At 68.8% G+C, this 17,826-nt stretch carries 16 protein-coding genes and 1 pseudogene; 9 read left to right on the top strand and 8 right to left on the bottom strand.

Translation table 11 applies throughout. The features are described 5' to 3' along the window. Complete coding sequence (tkt, locus tag ACW9PK_RS12520; protein WP_457016101.1) at window positions 1–2,112, bottom strand: transketolase; 2,112 nt, start codon at window positions 2,110–2,112, stop codon at window positions 1–3. Window positions 2,113–2,533: 421 nt separating this feature from the next. On the opposite strand from tkt, the gene ACW9PK_RS12525 reads away from it, so the two are divergent. Beyond that, window positions 2,534–3,430 carry a heme o synthase gene (locus tag ACW9PK_RS12525; RefSeq protein ID WP_167319156.1) on the top strand — a complete coding sequence of 299 codons (897 nt, stop codon included), beginning with the start codon at window positions 2,534–2,536 and terminating at the stop codon, window positions 3,428–3,430. 174 nt (window positions 3,431–3,604) lie between these two features. Further along, window positions 3,605–4,528: a dihydrodipicolinate synthase family protein gene (locus ACW9PK_RS12530; RefSeq protein WP_085107486.1), complete on the top strand. Its 924-nt coding sequence runs from the start codon at window positions 3,605–3,607 to the stop codon at window positions 4,526–4,528. Window positions 4,529–4,544: 16 nt separating this feature from the next. Here the strand turns inward: ACW9PK_RS12530 and ACW9PK_RS12535 are convergent, their stop codons facing one another. From ACW9PK_RS12535 to ACW9PK_RS12545, 3 genes are all read right to left on the bottom strand, one after another. Then, window positions 4,545–5,570 carry a COX15/CtaA family protein gene (locus ACW9PK_RS12535; protein WP_098053386.1) on the bottom strand — a complete coding sequence of 342 codons (1,026 nt, stop codon included), beginning with the start codon at window positions 5,568–5,570 and terminating at the stop codon, window positions 4,545–4,547. Window positions 5,571–5,665: 95 nt separating this feature from the next. Beyond that, a complete protein-coding gene (locus ACW9PK_RS12540) occupies window positions 5,666–6,466 on the bottom strand; it encodes an ABC transporter permease (RefSeq protein WP_260850424.1) in 801 nt (266 codons plus the stop codon). After that, a complete protein-coding gene (locus ACW9PK_RS12545; protein WP_085107480.1) occupies window positions 6,463–7,461 on the bottom strand; it encodes an ABC transporter ATP-binding protein in 999 nt (332 codons plus the stop codon). The genes ACW9PK_RS12540 and ACW9PK_RS12545 overlap by 4 nt, the downstream gene beginning before the upstream one ends. Window positions 7,462–7,695: 234 nt before the next feature. On the opposite strand from ACW9PK_RS12545, the gene ACW9PK_RS12550 reads away from it, so the two are divergent. The 6 genes and pseudogenes from ACW9PK_RS12550 to ACW9PK_RS12575 form a co-directional block, all read left to right on the top strand. Further along, the gene (locus ACW9PK_RS12550) at window positions 7,696–8,457 is read left to right on the top strand and encodes a helix-turn-helix transcriptional regulator (RefSeq protein ID WP_035962038.1); all 762 of its coding nucleotides are present in this window, start codon (window positions 7,696–7,698) and stop codon (window positions 8,455–8,457) included. Then, window positions 8,454–9,929 carry a Fe-S cluster assembly protein SufB gene (gene sufB / locus ACW9PK_RS12555; RefSeq protein WP_064845266.1) on the top strand — a complete coding sequence of 492 codons (1,476 nt, stop codon included), beginning with the start codon at window positions 8,454–8,456 and terminating at the stop codon, window positions 9,927–9,929. The genes ACW9PK_RS12550 and sufB overlap by 4 nt, the downstream gene beginning before the upstream one ends. Window position 9,930: 1 nt before the next feature. After that, a complete protein-coding gene (gene sufD / locus ACW9PK_RS12560; RefSeq protein ID WP_457016103.1) occupies window positions 9,931–11,223 on the top strand; it encodes a Fe-S cluster assembly protein SufD in 1,293 nt (430 codons plus the stop codon). 98 nt (window positions 11,224–11,321) lie between these two features. Further along, entirely contained in the window at window positions 11,322–12,086 is a 765-nt protein-coding gene (gene sufC / locus ACW9PK_RS12565) for a Fe-S cluster assembly ATPase SufC (protein WP_064845264.1), read from the top strand. Window positions 12,087–12,117: 31 nt separating this feature from the next. Continuing rightward, the gene (locus ACW9PK_RS12570; protein WP_035962032.1) at window positions 12,118–12,477 is read left to right on the top strand and encodes a metal-sulfur cluster assembly factor; all 360 of its coding nucleotides are present in this window, start codon (window positions 12,118–12,120) and stop codon (window positions 12,475–12,477) included. Window positions 12,478–12,577: 100 nt separating this feature from the next. Next, a pseudogene (locus tag ACW9PK_RS12575) lies at window positions 12,578–12,721 on the top strand (alpha-hydroxy-acid oxidizing protein); the annotation flags it as partial. Between the two features lie 84 nt (window positions 12,722–12,805). Here the strand turns inward: ACW9PK_RS12575 and ypfJ are convergent. The 4 genes from ypfJ to ACW9PK_RS12595 all read right to left on the bottom strand — a co-directional run bounded on the left by ypfJ (window position 12,806) and on the right by ACW9PK_RS12595 (window position 15,801). Next, window positions 12,806–13,711, bottom strand: coding sequence for a KPN_02809 family neutral zinc metallopeptidase (ypfJ, locus tag ACW9PK_RS12580; protein WP_457016105.1), 906 nt, complete (start codon window positions 13,709–13,711; stop codon window positions 12,806–12,808). A 99-nt stretch (window positions 13,712–13,810) separates the two neighbouring features. Beyond that, a complete protein-coding gene (locus tag ACW9PK_RS12585; protein ID WP_035962028.1) occupies window positions 13,811–14,428 on the bottom strand; it encodes an energy-coupling factor transporter transmembrane component T family protein in 618 nt (205 codons plus the stop codon). Then, entirely contained in the window at window positions 14,425–15,168 is a 744-nt protein-coding gene (locus ACW9PK_RS12590; RefSeq protein ID WP_084117991.1) for an energy-coupling factor ABC transporter ATP-binding protein, read from the bottom strand. Before ACW9PK_RS12590 ends, ACW9PK_RS12585 begins: the two co-directional genes overlap by 4 nt. Then, a complete protein-coding gene (locus ACW9PK_RS12595) occupies window positions 15,169–15,801 on the bottom strand; it encodes a biotin transporter BioY (protein WP_035962026.1) in 633 nt (210 codons plus the stop codon). It lies immediately after the preceding gene. Between the two features lie 347 nt (window positions 15,802–16,148). Here ACW9PK_RS12595 and ACW9PK_RS12600 point away from each other — a divergent pair, with 347 nt between their 5' ends. Next, a complete protein-coding gene (locus ACW9PK_RS12600; RefSeq protein ID WP_098053392.1) occupies window positions 16,149–17,747 on the top strand; it encodes an ABC-F family ATP-binding cassette domain-containing protein in 1,599 nt (532 codons plus the stop codon). The last annotated feature ends 79 nt before the right edge of the window (window positions 17,748–17,826 follow it).

A 17,826-nucleotide genomic window follows, 5' to 3' on the forward strand; every position in this document is an offset into this window, starting at 1 on the left:
TCACCGAGCGGCGGCGATGGACTCCTCGGCGGCCTGGGCCACGGCCTCGGCGGTGATGCCGAACTCGCGGTACAGGGTCTGGTAGTCGGCGGACTCGCCGAAGTGCTCGAGGGACACGGCGCGTCCGGCATCGCCCAGCAAGTCGTTCCAGGACATCCGGATCCCGGCCTCCACGCTCACGCGGGCCTTGACGTCGGACGGGATCACGGAGTTGCGGTAGTCCTCGTCCTGGGCGTCGAACCACTCGCGGCACGGCATGGACACCACGCGGGCGGCCACGCCCTTGGCCTTGAGCTGTTCACGGGCCTCGACGGCGAGCTGGACCTCGGAACCGGTGCCGATGAGCACTACGTCCGGGGCGCCCTCGGTGTCCGCGAGGACGTATCCACCGCGGGCCACGCCTTCGGCGGAGGCGAACTTCTCGCCGTCGTGATCCGGGTGAAGGTCCTCCCGCGCGAACGTGGGCAGGTCCTGGCGTGTGAGGGCGATCCCGGCCGGGTGCTCGTGGTGCTCGAGGATGGTTCGCCACGCCACGGAGGTCTCGTTGGCGTCCGCGGGGCGCACGACGTCGAGCCCCGGGATCGCGCGCAGCGCGGAGAGCTGCTCCACGGGCTGGTGCGTGGGACCGTCCTCACCCAGGCCGATCGAGTCGTGCGTCCACACGTAGATCGAGGGCACGCGCATGAGCGCACCCAGGCGCACGGCGGGACGCTGGTAGTCCGAGAAGATCAGGAACGTGCCGGAGTAGGCGCGCGTCTGGCTGCTCATCACGATGCCATTGACGATCGCTGCGGCAGCGTGCTCACGGATGCCGAAGTGCAGCACCCGGCCGTACGGGGAACCGGACCACTGGGCCGTGGAGCGTGCCTCGGGGATGAAGGACTTGGCGTCGTCGATCGTGGTGTTGTTCGACCCCGCGAGGTCCGCCGAACCGCCCCACAGCTCGGGGAAGGTGTCCGCGATGGCGTTGATGACCTGACCGGAGGCCTTGCGGGAGGCCACGGCCTTGCCCGCCGGGAACGTGGGGAACGCGTCCTCGTAGTTCTCGGGCAGTTCCTCGTTCTTGATCCGGTCGTACAGCGCGGCCTTGTCCGGGTGGGCCTTACGCCATTCGGCGAAGGACTTCTCCCATTGCGCGCGCTCCTGCTTGCCGCGTTCGCCGACCTCGCGCACGTGCTCGAAGATCTCGGGCTCGATCTGGAAGGACTTCTCCGGGTCGAAGCCCAGGATCTTCTTGGTCGCGGCGACCTCGTCCTCGCCCAGCGCGGAACCGTGCACGCCACCGGTGTTCTGCTTGGTGGGGGCGGGCCAGCCGATGATGGTGTTCAGGGCGATGATCGAGGGCTTGTCCGTGACGTTGGTGGCCGCGACGATCGCGTCGTACAGCCCCTGCACGTCCTCCTGGTACTCGCCGCCGTTGCGCCAGTCCACGCGCGTGGTGTCCCAGCCGTAGGCCTCGTAGCGCTTGAGGACGTCCTCGTTGAACGCCACGTTGGTGTCGTCCTCGATGGAGATCTTGTTGTCGTCGTAGATCACCACGAGGTTGCCGAGCTCCTGGGTGCCCGCCAGCGACGACGCCTCGGAGGTGATGCCCTCCTGCAGGTCACCGTCGGAGGCGATCACGAACACGGTGTGGTCGAACGGGGAGGTGCCCTGAGCGGCGTCGGCGTCGAACAGACCGCGCGTGTAGCGCTGCGCGTACGCGAAACCCACGGAGGACGCGAGCCCCTGGCCCAGCGGACCCGTGGTGATCTCGACACCCGTGGTGTGGCGGTACTCGGGGTGACCCGGGACCTTGGAACCCCACGTGCGCAGGGACTCGAGATCCTCCATCTCCAGGCCGTAGCCGGAGAAGTACAGCTGCAAGTACAGGGTCAGGGACGTGTGACCGGGGGAGAGGATGAACCGGTCACGCCCGGTCCAGCGGTCGTCGGAGGGGTCGTGCCGCATGATCTTCTGGAACAACAGGTACGCGACCGGGGCCAGGGACATGGCGGTGCCGGGGTGGCCGTTGCCCACCTTCTGCACGGCGTCCGCGGCGAGCACACGCGCGGTGTCCACCGCACGGGCGTCCTTCTCGGTCCAGTTCAACGGTTGATCGAGGTTCGGCACGGTGACGCGCCCCTTTCCTAGACGGGTTGTGCGGTCACGATCCGGAACACTCCGCCGCGGACTCGGCCGCGACGATCGGCCCGGAACGCATGTTCCGGGATCAACCTTAGTCCGGTGGGACGCTGCGTGGCAGGGACGACCGCGGCCCGCGCCACGGGCACAAGCGCGTGCCGGACATCACCCCGGCGTGGGCCGGGACCGGCGGCTATACTGATGACCGGGTATCGGTGCGCGTGCGGCGCGCCCGCCCCAGGCACTCCCGGCGCACGGCCGGGCCACCCACGTTCTTTGGAGCATTGATTCCGTGAATCACCTTGACACCGCGACGCACCCGGAATCCCACGGATCCCACGCGCCGCACGGACACGGAGTGACCGGGACCCGCATCGGGACCGTGGAGCCCGTGGGGTATCAGGGCCGGATGACCTTGGGTCGTAAGCTCAAAGCGTACGTGGCGCTCACGAAGCCCCGGATCATCGAACTGCTCCTCGTGGCCACCGTGCCCACCATGTTCTTCGCCCAGCAGGGCGTCCCCGATTTCTTGCTCGTGCTCAACACCCTGATCGGCGGCGCGCTCGCGGCCGGTGCGGCGGGTGCGTTCAACTGTTACATCGACCGCAACGAGGACCGGCTCATGCGGCGCACCGCCAAGCGCCCACTCGTGACCGGTGAGGTGGGGGAGCGTGAGGCCCTGATCTTCGCGTGGGTGCTTTCGGTCGTGTCCGTCGCGTGGCTGACCCTGGGGGTCAGCGTCTTGTGCGGTGTGCTCGGCGTGGTGGCCATCGCCCTGTACGCGGTGTTCTACTCGATCGTGCTCAAGCGCCGCACCGCGCAGAACATCGTGTGGGGCGGGATCGCCGGGTGCATGCCCGTACTGATCGGCTGGGCCGCGGTGCGCGGGACCCTTGAGTGGCCCGCATTCGTGCTCTTCGCGTTCATCTTCCTGTGGACCCCGCCGCACTACTGGCCGCTGTCCATGAAGTACGCGGAGGACTATTCCCGCGCCGGCGTGCCCATGCTCGGTGCGGTGGACACCGCGCGCACCGTGGGCGCCCAGGTGGTGCTCTACGCGTGGGCCACCGTGATCTGCTCGCTGCTGTTGATCCCCGTGGGTGACGCCGGGTGGGTCTACGGTGTGATCGCCCTGATCTCCGGCGGCTGGTTCACGTACCACTGCCACAAGCTCTACGGCCTGGCCCGCGTCGGCAAGCCCACGCTCAAGCAGGCCATGTACGTGTTCCACGGCTCGATCGCCTACATCACCTTCGTGTTCGTGGGCGTGGCCCTGGACCCGTTCGTGGGTGGGCCCATTTTCTGACCCGGGCCGTTACCGTCGGAGCCCTTCGGGCTTGCGTCTCGCCCGGCCCGCTCCAGCGCGCGGGATCCCGTCCGGGCGTTACCACGGACGACGACGCCGTCCGCCCTTCGTTCTCGACGTCACGCACGGGCTGGGTGTCCTGGAAAGCTGGTTAGGGTCACCTAAAATGGGTCCATGTTCTCGATGACCTTCTCCGGTGTGATCGCCTACCCCGTGACCCCCTTGCTCCCCGGTGGCGGGCTGGACCTGGATTCCCTCGAACGTAGTGTCGCGCGGCTCGCGCGCAGCGGAGTGTCCGGGATCGTGGTACTCGGGACCTCCGGTCTGTTCGCCTACCTGGGCCCCCAGGAACGGGCGCAGGTGGTCCGCACGGCCGTGGACGCGGCGTCGGGCTCGGGGACGCCCGTGGGCGTGGGGATCTCCGCTATCACCACGCGGGAGGTCATGCAGTTCGCGTACTCCGCCGAGAACAACGGTGCCGACGGCCTGGTGTTGAGCCCCGTGAGTTACATCCCGTTGGTATCCCAGGAGATCGCGGACCAGGTGGAGACGGTCGCCTCCGCTATGTCCCTGCCGTTGTGCCTGTACAACAACCCGACCACCACCGGGTTCACCTACCCCGTGGAACTGGCCTCGGAGCTGTCGTGGCTGGACAACGTGGTCGCGTTCAAGGACACCGCGGCGTCCGGTCGGCTCTTCCACTCCCGCCAGCTGCTCTTCGCGCAGCAGGCCGAACCGGGCACCGTACACGGTGTGAGCCGCGATCAACTCATCGTGGACGAGTACCCGAGCGCGGCGTGGCACAGCGGCATGGCGGCGTTGCTCGCGCCCGAGTTCGTGGCCTTCCACCGCGCCGTCGCGGAGGGCCGCGCGGACGACGCCGCAGCCTGGAGCGCCGCGCTGCATCCCCTCATGCACCTCATGAGTCAGGAACGGCCCCTGTCGGTGCTCTACGCGTTGGCGGAGGTGTGCGGCGTGCGAACGAGCGCTCCCCGCCGTCCCCTGCTGCCCATCCCGTCCCACAGCAAGCGGCTGCTCTCGGACGCCGTGGAGCGGCTGCGCTCGTCCGCACCCTCGGCGACCTTCGTCGCAGAATAAGCTTGGTGCCTCGCGATCAGCGCACGGTGTGCGCGGGTGTGGCGCGAGCGGCGTCGTCGGCGGGCTCGTCGATGGGTGCCGCGTACTCGTGGGTGTCCTGTGCGAGGTAGACGCTGAACGAGACCACCCGCGTGGCCGCCCAGATCAGCACGGCCGAGAGCACCATGTGCAGGGCCACGGCGGGAACCGGGACCCCGTTGAAGTACTGGTAGTACCCCAGCAGCGCCTGGGCCACGATGACGACCGCCATGATGAGGTACGCGTTACGCAGGATCCGCGGCAGGGACTTCACGACGGTGAGGGCGATGCCCGCGATCACCGTGAACGTCAGGAGGTAGACGGGGATGGCGTGCGCCCGGGCGATCATCACGGAGTCGAACGCGAGCCGCGCACTGTCCTCGTCCCCGGCGTGGGGGCCTGTGCCCGTGACGAGCGTCCCGAGGTAGAGGATCACGGCGGTGAGCACACCGGTCAGCGCCCCCAGCACGCGTGCGGCGGAGCGGGAGCCGTGCAACTGCCCCGGTCGCTGCTCGTATGCGACCACCGACAACCCGTCTCGGCGGGTGTTGAGCACGAGCAGAGTGGCCAGGCTGATCATGATGGCCGAGATCAGGTAGTGCACCCCCACCACGAGCGGGTGCAGGTCCGCGTGGACGGTGATGCCGCCGATCGCGGCCTGTAGGGGAATGCCGATCAGCAGGAACAGCGCCAGGCGGAAGAGCTTGGGGTGCTCGTGACGCAGTTTGAGCACCGAGAGGAACGTGAGCACCGCGACCACGGTGAGCACGAACGTCAGCAGGCGGTTACCGAACTCGATCAGCCCGTGCACGCCCATCTCCTGGGTGCTGGTCCACGAGTCGGCGGTGCAGCGCGGCCACGTGGGGCAGCCCAACCCGGAACCCGTCAGGCGCACGAGCCCGCCCGTGAGGATCAACAGCGAGTTGGTCAGCAGGGATGCGACCGCGAGTCCCCGCACCCACGGGGTCACGGTGGCGGGCCACCAGAACGAATCGGTGGCGGTGCGGCGGGCGACATCAGACATGACGGAGCATCCAAGGGCAGAGGGGATGGGACCCCTCCAGTGTAGCGAGAACACCGTGGGAAACCCCTGGGCGCAGCGGGCTCACGCGGGTGAGCTCACACCCACTTGAACCAGGCGACCGTGGCCGCCCAGCTGAGCGCGGCCCACGCGGCGAGCACGAGCAGCGGCACGGGGGAGACAATACCCATCAGGAAGCATTCCCGCAGCGCCTCACCGGCCGCGGAGGACGGCAGCCACGCCACGAGCCACGAGAGCCACCCGGGCAGCACGCTCACCGGGAAGAGGACGCCGCCGGCGGCCGCGAGCGCGACCCATACGACGTTGAGCACGGCCAGGGTCGCCTCGGCCCGCAGGGTCCCCGCAATCAGCATGCCGAGCCCGGTGAACGCGAGTGCCACGAGGATCAGCAGGGGAACGGACCCCAGCACGGCCTCCCAGGACGGCCGCCAGCCCAGGGGCACGGCCACGGCCGCAATCACCGCGTACTGCACCGCGAGCACGGCCAGGATGGCCAGTAGCTTGCCCGCGATCAGCCCGGCGCGACCCAGGGGAGTGGTCGAGAGGTAGCGCAGCACCCCGTAGCGACGGTCGAAACCGGTCTGGATCCCCTGTCCGGAGAACGCGCTCGAGATCACGCACAGCACCAGGATCCCGGGCACGGCCACGTCCACGCGGGATGCGTCCCCCACGCGGTAGCCGTCCAACAGGTCGGTCACGGTCAGGGCCACGAGTGCCATGACGGGCAGGATCAGCAGAAGCAGCAACTGTTCGCCGTTGCGGATCATGGTCATGGTCTCGAAGCGCGCCTGAGCGAGCACGCGCCGGGGCAGGGATGCGGCCCCGGCGGGGGACGACGGCGCTGCGGTCACCGAGGACTCGTGGGTCGAGGTGCTCACGAGGCATTCCCCCCGGAGACTTCCAGGAAGACGTCTTCGAGGGATCGGGGTTGCACGCTCAGCGCCTCCGGCAAGGTGTCGTTCTGTGTGGCCCACGCAGTCAGTTCGCGGATCCGTGGCGCGTCCAGCGGGCCCGTCAGCGTCACGGTGCGGTCCTGGACGCTCCATTCGACGTCGTCGAACCGCGGGGTGCGCCACGGCGGGTCCGCGCGCAGCAGACCGGCGTGCTCCTTGGCGAGCGTGATGCTCATCACGAGCGGTGCGTGGCGTTCGGCGCTGACCAGTTCCGCAACGGTTCCCTGCGCGGCGATCGTGCCCCGGTCCACGATGTAGACGTAGTCGGCCAGGCGGGCGGCGTCGTCCATGAGGTGCGTGGTCAGGATGATGCACACCCCGCTGTCCCGCAGGCGCCGGATCAGGTCGAAGACGATGTGGCGCGAGCGGGGGTCCAACCCCGCCGAAGGTTCGTCCAGGAACAGCACGTCCGGGCGGCCCACGAGGGCCGCGGCCAGGGCCACGCGTTGCTTCTGCCCGCCGGACAGGCGCCGGATCCCCGTGGTCAGGAACGATTCGATGCCCAGCAGCTCCACGAGTTCGGCCACGGGCACGGGGTCCGCGTAGAGCCGGCTGACGTGGCGCAACAGTTCCCCGGGGCGCACTGACGGCGGTAGACCCCCGTCCTGGAGCATCACGCCCACGCGCGCCCGCAATGCGGGGGAGGCGTGCCACGGGTCCTCCCCGAGCAACCGGACGCTGCCCGAGGTGGGGCGCTGCAGTCCCTGGGCGCACTGCAGTGTGGTGGTCTTGCCGGCCCCGTTGGCCCCGAGCAGGGCGGTGATCTTCCCGTGCTCCGCGGCCAGGCTCAGCCCGCGCACGGCCCGGACGGGCTCACCCCGGCCCTCGAAGGTCTTCACGAGGTTCTCGATGTGCAGGGCGGGACCGGTGTCGGTCGCGGTCGCCGGGGACGTGGGAGCGGGGTCGGGGTGGATCTGCACCCGGACAGTCTAGAACGTCCGTCCCGGTACTGGCTGGAGGGTTCGCCGAAGGGTCTTGGACCCCGGTTCCCCTATCGGAGCCGTTTGGCCGGGAATGGATTAGAACATACCCTCGTTATGTATTGCGTGTCCCACCACGAGGGTTTTTACGCTGCACGGCGCTCACCCGGTGGGATCGACGCGGACGCCGCGCCCCGAGCCAACCGTCATCACTCGAAGGATGTTGCACCGAGAATGAGTTCACCTGCCACGGACCGCGGTGCGGTCCGCACGGACCAGGATGACACCACCCGTTCCCGGGTGCTCTCGTTGGTGCTCGCCCACGGTCCCATCTCCGCCGCCCAGATCGCCAAGGACCTGGGGTTGACCCCCGCCGCCGTCCGGCGCCATCTGGACGCGCTCGAGGCCGAACAGTTCATCGAGGTCTCCGCCCTACGCAGCGCGCAATCGGGCGCGGGGCGCCCGGCCCGGCGCTACGTCGTCGCCCCCGGAGGCCACGAACAGCTCGGCCACGACTACCTCGGACTCGCACACCGTGCGCTGGAGACCATGCAGCGCGTGGGCGGTGAGGAGCTCGTGCGAGCGTTTGTCGCCGAGCAGATCGAGCGCATGCGCGAACGCTACCGCCCGCAGGTCGAGGCGGCCGGGCCCGACGTCGACGACCGCCTCAACGCCCTGACCGCGGCCATGAGCCGCGACGGCTTCGTGGCCTCGCACACCACCGTGACCCCGCGGGGACCCAAGGGCGTTACGCTGCGCTCGGCGCAACTGTGCCAGGGCCACTGCCCCATCCAGGACATCGCGAGCGAGTACCCCGAGTTCTGCGAACAGGAAACCGCACTGATCTCCGAACTGTTGGACGTGGACGTCCGCAGGCTGTCCACCATGGCGGCCGGCGCCCACGTCTGCACCACACACGTCCCGCTGCAACTGCGCACTGCGGGTCACTCGAATTCCACCAACCACACAACCGCACGACAGGGAGGGTTGTCATGACCGAGCGCATTGTGCCCGCGGAGACCGCGGGCAACACGTCAGGTGACACCACGATTTCCGAGATCCTGGAGATGAACCCGGAGCTCGAGGGGATCGGTCAGTACCAGTACGGCTGGGCCGACAAGAACGACGCCGGTGCCTCCGCGCGCCGCGGCGTCAACGAAGAAGTGGTCCGGGACATCTCGGCCAAGAAGAGCGAACCGGACTGGATGACCCAGCTGCGGCTCAAGGGTCTGAAGTTCTTCGACCGCAAGCCCATGCCCACGTGGGGTGCGGACCTGTCCGGGATCGACTTCGACAACATCAAGTACTTCGTGCGCTCCACCGAGCAGCAGGCGGGCTCCTGGGAGGAGCTGCCCGATGACATCCGCAACACGTACGAAAGGCTCGGCATCCCCGAGGCGGAGCGCAACCGTCTGGTGGCCGGTGTGGCCGCGCAGTACGAGTCCGAGGTCGTGTACCACCAGATCCGCGAGGACCTGGAGCGCCAGGGCGTGATCTTCATGGACACGGACACCGCGCTGAAGGAGCACCCCGAGTTCTTCGAGGAGTACTTCGGCACCGTGATCCCGGTGGGCGACAACAAGTTCGCCGCACTGAACACGGCCGTGTGGTCCGGCGGGTCGTTCGTGTACGTGCCCAAGGGCGTGCACGTGGACATCCCGCTGCAGGCCTACTTCCGCATCAACACGGAGAACATGGGCCAGTTCGAGCGCACGCTGATCATCGCGGACGAGGACTCCTACGTCCACTACATCGAGGGTTGCACCGCGCCGATCTACAAGACGGACTCGCTGCACTCCGCCGTGGTCGAGATCATCTGCAAGAAGAACGCCCGGGTGCGCTACACGACCATCCAGAACTGGTCGAACAACGTGTACAACCTGGTGACCAAGCGCGCGATCGCCCACGAGGGCGCCACCATGGAATGGGTGGACGGCAACATCGGCTCCAAGGTCACCCAGAAGTACCCCGCGGTCTACATGACCGGTGAGCACGCCCGCGGTGAGACGCTGTCGATCGCGTTCGCGGGTGAGGGCCAGCATCAGGACACCGGCTCCAAGATGGTGCACATCGCCCCGAACACGTCCTCGTCGATCGTGTCCAAGTCCGTGGCCCGTAACGGCGGTCGTTCCGCGTACCGCGGTCTGGTGCAGGTGCGCGAGGGCGCCAAGCACTCCAAGTCCAACGTGGTGTGCGACGCCCTGCTCGTGGACACGATCTCCCGCTCGGACACCTACCCGTACGTGGACATCCGCGAGGACGACGTCACCATGGGTCACGAGGCCACGGTCTCCCGGGTCTCCGAGGAGCAGCTGTTCTACCTCATGCAGCGCGGTCTGCCCGAGGACGAGGCCATGGCCATGATCGTGCGCGGCTTCGTGGAGCCGATCGCCCGCGAGCTGCCCATGGAGTACGCGCTCGAGCTGAACCGTCTCATCGAACTGCAAATGGAAGGATCCGTTGGCTGATATGTCCACCACTGATCAGACCGCCCAGGACACCACCGAACAGGTGAACGGGGTCCCCACCGGTGAGGACCGCGTGGCGATTCCCGGGATGAGCCAGGAGGGCGAGACACTCCAGGAGGGTCGTAACCAGGCCGGTGAGCCCGAGATCAGGCACACGGAGCACGGTGACATCTCCGGTGTCCCGGATTCCTCGCGCGCGGGTCGTTTCACCTCCTACGACGTCGCGGACTTCCCGCCGCTGAGCACCAAGCTCGAGGACTGGCGATTCACCCCGATCAAGCGCCTGCGCGGGCTCGACGACTCCGCCCTGGACGGGCCCGCCCCGGCCGTGTCGGTCTCCGGCGGCGATGGTGTGGAGCTCACCACGGTCTCCCGCGAGGACTCCCGCATCGGCTCGGTGGGCATCCCCGAGGACCGGGTCTCCGCCAACGCGTGGTCCAACTTCCGCGAGGCCACCGTGCTCAGCGTCCCGCGCGACGCGCAGATCACCGAGCCGGTCATCGTCACGATCACGGGTGAGTCGGCCGAGCCCTCAGCTCAGCACATCGTGATCGAGGCCGGGACGAACTCCCGCGCGCTCGTGGTGCTGCGCCACGTGGGCTCCGCCGTGCTGTCCCAGAACGTGGAGTTCTCGGTCGCGGACGGTGCCAACCTCACGGTCGTCTCGCTCCAGGAATGGGACGACGACTCCGTGCATGCCTCTTCGCAGCAAGCGAGCCTGGGTCGCGACGCGACCTTCAAGCACGTGCTCGTGAGCCTCGGTGGGGACCTCGTGCGGGTCACCCCGTCCACCCGCTTCACCGCTCCCGGTGGTGACGTGGAGATGTACGGTCTCACGTTCGTGGACGACGGCCAGCACCTGGAATCCCGGTTGTTCGTGGACCACTCCGTGCCCCGGTGCCGTTCCCGCGTCACCTACAAGTCCGCGCTGCAGGGCGAGAACGCCCACGGCGTGTGGGTCGGGGACGTGCTGATCCGCGCGGAAGCGGAGGGCACGGACACCTACGAGCTCAACCGCAACCTGATCCTCAACGACGGCCCCCGCATGGACTCCGTGCCGAACCTCGAGATCGAGACCGGCCTGATCGCCGGCGCCGGTCACGCCTCGACCACGGGCCAGCTGGACGACGAGCACCTGTACTACCTGATGTCCCGCGGGATCCCCGAGCAGGACGCGCGGCGCCTCGTGGTGCGCGGGTTCCTGTTCGAGATCATCCAGCAGGTGGGCGTCGAGTCCCTCGAGGAACAGCTGCGCGCGTCCCTCGAGGACGAGCTGGCCCGCACCGAGAACTGAGCGCCCGGCCCACGCGCCGCGGCAGTTCCCATCCACGACCTTCCCGCATCCGGCTCGCGAACCGATCGGGTGCGCACGAACACTAGGAGAATCGCTTCATGTCAACTCTGGAGATCAAGGACCTCCACGCGTCCGTCATCCTGGACGACGAGACCACCAAGCCCATCCTCAAGGGCGTGAACCTGACCATCAATTCCGGTGAGGTGCACGCGATCATGGGCCCCAACGGTTCCGGGAAGTCCACGCTCGCCTCCACGATCGCCGGTCACCCCAAGTACCAGGTGGACTCCGGTTCCGTGACCCTGGACGGTCAGGACGTGCTGGAGATGTCCGTGGACGAGCGCGCCCGCGCCGGGCTCTTCCTGGCCATGCAGTACCCCGTGGAGATCCCGGGTGTGACCACCTCCAACTTCCTGCGTTCGGCCAAGACGGCGATCGAGGGCGAGGCCCCGTCCCTGCGCACGTGGACCAAGGACGTGCGCACCGCCATGGACAAGCTGAAGATCGACAACGACATGTTGCAGCGCAACGTGAACGAGGGCTTCTCCGGTGGCGAGAAGAAGCGTCACGAGATCCTGCAACTCGAGATCCTCAAGCCCAAGATCGCGCTGCTGGACGAGACCGACTCCGGTCTGGACGTGGACGCCCTGAAGATCGTCTCCGAGGGTGTCAACCGCGCCCTGCAGGAGGACAACACGGGCATCATGCTCATCACCCACTACACGCGGATCCTGCGCTACATCAAGCCGCAGTTCGTGCACGTGTTCTCGGACGGGCGCGTGGTGGACCAGGGTGGTCCCGAGCTCGCTGACCAGCTCGAGAACGAGGGCTACGACCGCTACGTGCGGGCCCCCGCCAAGTAAGTCCCCGCACACCACTTCAGAGGAGGTCGCGATGAGCGATTCCACCGAGACCGTCACGGCGGAGACCCCCGGTCCCAATGGCCAGGCGTCGCTTGCCGAGATCACGGATCTGTTGAAGAACGTGATCGACCCCGAGCTGGGTGTCAACATCGTCGACCTGGGGCTGCTCTACGGGCTGGCCTACCAGGATGACGACTCCCTGCGTCTGGACATGACGCTCACCACGGCTGCGTGCCCGCTGCAGGACGTGATCGAGGAACAGGTTGCCCAGAACCTGGCCCCCACCGTGGACGAGTGGCACGTGAACTGGATCTGGATGCCCCCGTGGGGTCCCGAGCGGATCACGGAGGACGGACGCGATCAGATGCGGGCCCTGGGCTTCAACATCTGAGTCGATGCGTGTCGTGAGGGCGCGGGGTGAACCACCCCGCGCCCTCACGCGTACCCGGACCCCTCCCGCATGACTCGGATGCGCAGAGCCCCGGGCAGCCATGTGCTCGGCCCCCATCCGAGGGTTTCATGGCGCGGGCGGTGAGACCGGGGGCGTGCTCACCGCCGACGCCGCCCGCCGGGCCCTGAGCGTGGGCGCCGACGTTCTGGTGGTCTCGAACCACGGCGACCGGCACCTGGGCCGGGCCCCGGTGTCCCTGACCGCGCTGGCCGAGGTACGCGACGAAGTGGGCCCGGACGTGCCGCACCGGATGACGATGTGTGAACGGTTACGTCAGGGCCGCAGGACGGTTCAGGTCCGAGGCGGTGAACGTGTTGCACGCGCGGATGTCCCCGGTCTGGTAGCCGGTGAGGAACCACGCCTGGCGCTGCGTCGAGGTGCCGTGGGTGAAGGACTCCGGGTTCGCGCGACCCTGGGTGGTCTCCTGGATCCGGTCGTCACCGATCGCCCCGGCCGCCTCGATCGCGTCGGCGAGCTGCGTGCGCGTGATCGGTTCCAGCTGGACGGCCCCGCCGGGCTCGGTCGCGTGATGCGCCCACATCCCCGCATAGCAGTCGGCCTGCAGCTCGGTGCGCACGGCGGCCGACGTCGCTCCGTGCGGGTCCTGCTGCGCCCGGCCCAGGGTGCCCTGCAGGTTCTGCACGTGGTGCCCCACCTCGTGCGCCATGACGTACTCCTGGGCCAGGGCGTCGGCGTCCGCGCCGAACTGGCTGCGCATCTGGTCGAAGAAGCCGGTGTCCAGGTAGACCGTGGAGTCCGGCGGGCAGTAGAACGGGCCGGTCGCGGAGGACGCCTGGCCGCAGGACGTGGAATCGGTCCCGCGGAACAGTTCCACCTGCGGCAACGAGTACTTCTTGCCCGTGGCCTCGGGGAAGTACCCTCCCCAGAACTGGTCCAGGGACTGGACCGTGGCCACCATGCGGCACTCGGTGTCCCGGTTGGCGTCCTCGCCCGTTCGGCAGCGGTCCGCGAGCCCGGAGTCCACCTGTTGCGTGCTCTGGGTGTCGTCCTGATTGCCGCCAGTGAGCGCATCGATGCCGTCCTGGCCGAAGAACAGTCCTGCGAGCAGCAGCAGGACGGCGCCGCCCAGCCCGCCTCCCACGGCGATCCCGCGGCCACCGCCGCCCGAACCCACGCGGCCGCCGTTGAGCTGGGAGTTGTCATTGAAACTCATGGGGGAAGCATAGGGCCCCACCGGGGCAACCGCATGGTACGGGGCCGTGGTGCCGCGTCGTGGCGCGTCGGACGGCCTCCGCGTCGCGTGCGCGGGGGCTCACTCGAGTCCGCGCGCGGCGAGCGCCTCCCCGGTGCGGTGCGCGTAGTCCACGGTCGCGATCACGGCCGGTGTCACGAGCTGCACGGGGGACGGGCGCACGGTGCGTGCCGCGGCGGCGTCGCGCAGCCCGGAGAGCACGCCGAACAACCAGGGCACCGAACGGATCATGAGTGAGACCGCGAGCCCCACCCGCTCGGGGTCCACACCCAGCCGGCGCAGCGGTGCGCACAGGGTGACCAGGCCGTCGATGAGTCGGGGCAGCGGTGTGGTGGTGATGAGCAACCGGGTGATCCCCACGACGGCCAGCAGGGAGAGCACGACGTCCGCCGCGCGGGCCGGACCGTTGGCCACGAGGTGGTAGAGACTCAGCACGCCCACGAGCAGCAGGAGTGGGCGCAGGGAGCGGGCCCACCGCCGTAACCCCAAACCACAGACCGCGGACACCACCGCGCTGAGCGCGAATGCCGCGAGGGACACCGGCCACGCGCGCACGGCCATGATCGCCACGCACGCGCCGAGCAGCACCACGGTCTTGAGCCACAGGGGACTGCGATGCAGGATCGAGGTCCCGGGGACGTACGTGCCCAGCAGGTCGTCGGCGCGCGACCTCCTCACGCAGTCTCCCCGGGGAAACCGTGCGCGCACCACGCGCGGTACCGGGGGAGCACGAGCTCGGGCGGACCCTGATCGAGGATCCGCGCCTCGTGGACCACGACCACGTGCTCGGCGCTCTCGGCGAGGTCGAGGTCGTGAGTGCTCACAAGTTGCTGCTGGGGTAATCCGTCCAGCAGCTCTCGCAGCTTGAGGCGATTGCGCAGGTCCAGCAACGTGGTGGGTTCGTCCAGGATGAGCACCCGGGGTTCCACGGCGAGCACGGCGGCCAGCGCCACGAGCTGGCGTTCCCCGCCGGAGAGGTCGAACACGCTGTGGTGTGCGCGGTGCTCAAGCCCCATGCGGCGCAGCCAAGACAGGGCCTGCTCAGCGCGTTGCACCCGGTCCGGGACGCGACGCCGCAGGGACAGTTCGATGTCCTCGAGCGGTGTGGGCATCAGGATCTGGGAGGCCGGATCGGTGAACACGAACCCCACGAGCGAGCGGGCCTCCCGGGGGAAGGCCACGGGGTCCACGCTGCCCGTGAGCACCACGCCCGAGGTGGGTGTCACGAGCCCGTTGAACAGCCGCAGCAGCGTGGACTTGCCGGAGCCGTTGAGCCCGACCACCGCGGTGCGCGGCGCGGTGAACTCACACGTGACCCGGTCCAGGACGGTCACGGGACCCGCGGGTCCCTCCGCCGTGACGGTGACGTCCGCGCAGTACAGGGGCTCGGAGGAGCCCGGTCGTCGTGCGGGCTGCACTCAGAGGACCGCCCCGGCCATCCGGGGGAAGGCACGGTGCACGGCCACCGCGATCAGGGCCGCCACGAGTGCCTTAACCAGGTCACCGGGGACGAACGCGAGATCGGTGAGCAGCGCCGCCCGAAGGGACAGTCCCGCGGTGAGCATCATGCCCACGATGCCCATGACGTGGGAGAGCACGAGACCAGCGAGCGCCGCACCGAAGAGCGTGATCACCAGCCCGCCACGGCGTTCGGGGGCGGCGGAGGTGGAGCCGGCGCGGCGTCGTACGCGTTCGGCGCGCACGCTGCGGTGGGCGAGTGCACCCACGAGGGCGGCGGCGAACGGGAAGGAGAGCAGATAGCCCACGCTGGGCCCGCCCAGGACGGCCGGTCCGCCCACGAAGCCGGCGAACACCGGGACGCCGAGCAGACCCACGATCACGTACAGCGCCAGGGCGGCGAAGCCGCGGCGGCTCCCGAGGATCATGCCGGTCAGGTACACCCCGAGGGTCTGCAGTGTGATGGGCACCCCGAGCGCACCCACGGGGATGGCGGGAGCGAGCGCGAGCACGCACGTCAGCGCGGCGAACACGGCGATGTTGGCCAGGTCGAACGAGGTTACGGTGCGGGTGTCGCGCGCGGGTGCTGTCATGGCCCGCAGTCTAGTGGAGCCCGGTGGTGCGGGCCGACGGCGCCCGCCCACCCTCGCTCGCCCGACCGCTCCTGCTCATCCGGCGGATCACACGGCCCGTGCACCGCGCCGGCACCTCACGGCACGACGTCGCACGGGTCGCGGGTGCCCCGCGCGCCGGCAGCGCCCGCTCGTCGAGTGGATTTGCGACCGCGAGTAGACTGGTGCAGGACCCCGCAGCCACGGGGTTTCTGTCTGTCCCGGGCGCCTCCATCCAGCGCGATCCACGAAGCGCCGCACGCCGAGCACGGTGTGCGGCGTCGTCCCGGGAGCACTCGCTCGACCGCCCCACGAAAGGCCCTGCACCGTTGATCACCGTCACGAACCTCGAACTGCGCGCCGGCGCGCGATTGCTCATGGACGAGGTGAACTTCCGGGTGGACAAGGGCGACAAGGTGGGCCTGGTCGGGCGCAACGGGGCTGGCAAGACCACCATGACCAAGGTGCTCGCGGGGCTCACGCTCCCCGCCGCGGGTGAGGTCACGCGGTCGGGATCGATCGGGTATCTGCCGCAGGACCCCAAGGTCGATGACATGGACCAGCTGGCCCGGGACCGCATCCTGTCCGCGCGTAACCTCGCCGGTGTGATCACCAAGCTGCGCCGCGCGGAGGAGGAGATGGCCTCCGAGGACGACGCCGTGCGGGCCAAGGCCATGCGCCGCTACGACCGCCTTGAGTCCGAGTTCCTGGCCGGCGGCGGCTACGCCGCGGAGTCCGAGGCCGCGACCATCACGAGCAACCTCAACCTGCCCCAGCGCGTGCTTGACCAGCCCCTGCACACGCTCTCCGGTGGGCAGCGTCGCCGTGTGGAGCTCGCCCGGATCCTGTTCTCGGACGCGGACACCATGCTCCTGGACGAGCCCACCAACCACCTGGACCACGACTCGATCGTGTGGCTGCGCGAGTTCCTGCGTTCCTACCAGGGCGGGGTCCTCATGATCTCCCACGACGTGGACCTCATGGAAATGGTCGTGAACAAGGTGTTGTACCTGGACGCCAACCGCTGCGTGGTGGATGTGTACAACATGACATGGAAGAACTACCTCCAGCAGCGCGACCAGGACCAGGCCCGCCGCAAGCGTGAACGCGCCAACGCGGAGAAGAAGGCCGGGGTGCTCATGGACCAGGCCAACAAGATGCGCGCCAAGGCCACCAAGGCCGTGGCCGCCCAGCAGATGATCCGCCGAGCCGAACGGCTCATGGCCGGGATCGAGGGTGAACGCGTGCAGGACAAGGTCGCGGCCATCCGCTTCCCCAAGCCCGCCGATTGCGGCAAGACCCCGCTCATGGCCAAGGGCCTGTCCAAGTCCTACGGCTCACTCGAGATTTTCACCGATGTAGACCTCGCGATCGACCGCGGTTCCCGCGTGGTCGTGCTCGGGCTCAACGGCGCGGGCAAGACCACGCTGCTCCGCATGCTCGCGGGCCAGGCGGACCCGGACACCGGCGAGGTGGTCGCGGGTCACGGCCTGAAACTCGGCTACTTCGCGCAGGAACACGACACCCTGGACACCGAGCGCACCGTCCTCGAGAACATGAAGAGCGCCGCACCGGACCTGCAGGACACCCAGGTGCGCACGATCCTCGGCTCCTTCCTGTTCCAGGGCGACGACGTGGACAAGCCCGCCGGGGTGCTCTCCGGCGGCGAGAAGACGCGACTCGCACTCGCGACGCTCGTAGCGTCGTCGGCGAACGTGCTGCTGCTGGACGAGCCCACCAACAACCTGGACCCCGCGTCCCGGCGGGAGATCCTCAACGCGCTGCACAGTTACGAAGGCGCCGTGGTCCTGGTCTCCCACGACGAGGGCGCCGTGGAGGCGCTCGAACCCGAGCGCGTGGTCATGCTCCCGGACGGCGTGGAGGACCTCTGGAGCCAGGACTACCAGGACCTCATCACCCTCGCGTAGCACGGGCGTCCTGCCGCGGCCGCTGGAGGACCAACGGGCCTGGCGCGCCGCGGGACTTTCCGCGGCGCGTACGGTGCGG

It is taken from the genome of Kocuria sp. MNB10 (assembly GCF_054073685.1).

Excerpts from the sequence above, each read along its gene's own strand:
- ACW9PK_RS12525 (WP_167319156.1), top strand. The coding sequence starts at position 2,534 with ATGACCTTGGGTCGTAAGCTCAAAGCGTACGTGGCGCTCACGAAGCCC.
- ACW9PK_RS12530 (WP_085107486.1), top strand. The coding sequence starts at position 3,605 with ATGTTCTCGATGACCTTCTCCGGTGTGATCGCCTACCCCGTGACCCCC.
- ACW9PK_RS12535 (WP_098053386.1), bottom strand. The coding sequence starts at position 5,570 with ATGTCTGATGTCGCCCGCCGCACCGCCACCGATTCGTTCTGGTGGCCC.
- ACW9PK_RS12550 (WP_035962038.1), top strand. The coding sequence starts at position 7,696 with ATGAGTTCACCTGCCACGGACCGCGGTGCGGTCCGCACGGACCAGGAT.
- sufB (WP_064845266.1), top strand. The coding sequence starts at position 8,454 with ATGACCGAGCGCATTGTGCCCGCGGAGACCGCGGGCAACACGTCAGGT.
- sufD (WP_457016103.1), top strand. The coding sequence starts at position 9,931 with ATGTCCACCACTGATCAGACCGCCCAGGACACCACCGAACAGGTGAAC.
- sufC (WP_064845264.1), top strand. The coding sequence starts at position 11,322 with ATGTCAACTCTGGAGATCAAGGACCTCCACGCGTCCGTCATCCTGGAC.
- ACW9PK_RS12570 (WP_035962032.1), top strand. The coding sequence starts at position 12,118 with ATGAGCGATTCCACCGAGACCGTCACGGCGGAGACCCCCGGTCCCAAT.
- ypfJ (WP_457016105.1), bottom strand. The coding sequence starts at position 13,711 with ATGAGTTTCAATGACAACTCCCAGCTCAACGGCGGCCGCGTGGGTTCG.
- ACW9PK_RS12595 (WP_035962026.1), bottom strand. The coding sequence starts at position 15,801 with ATGACAGCACCCGCGCGCGACACCCGCACCGTAACCTCGTTCGACCTG.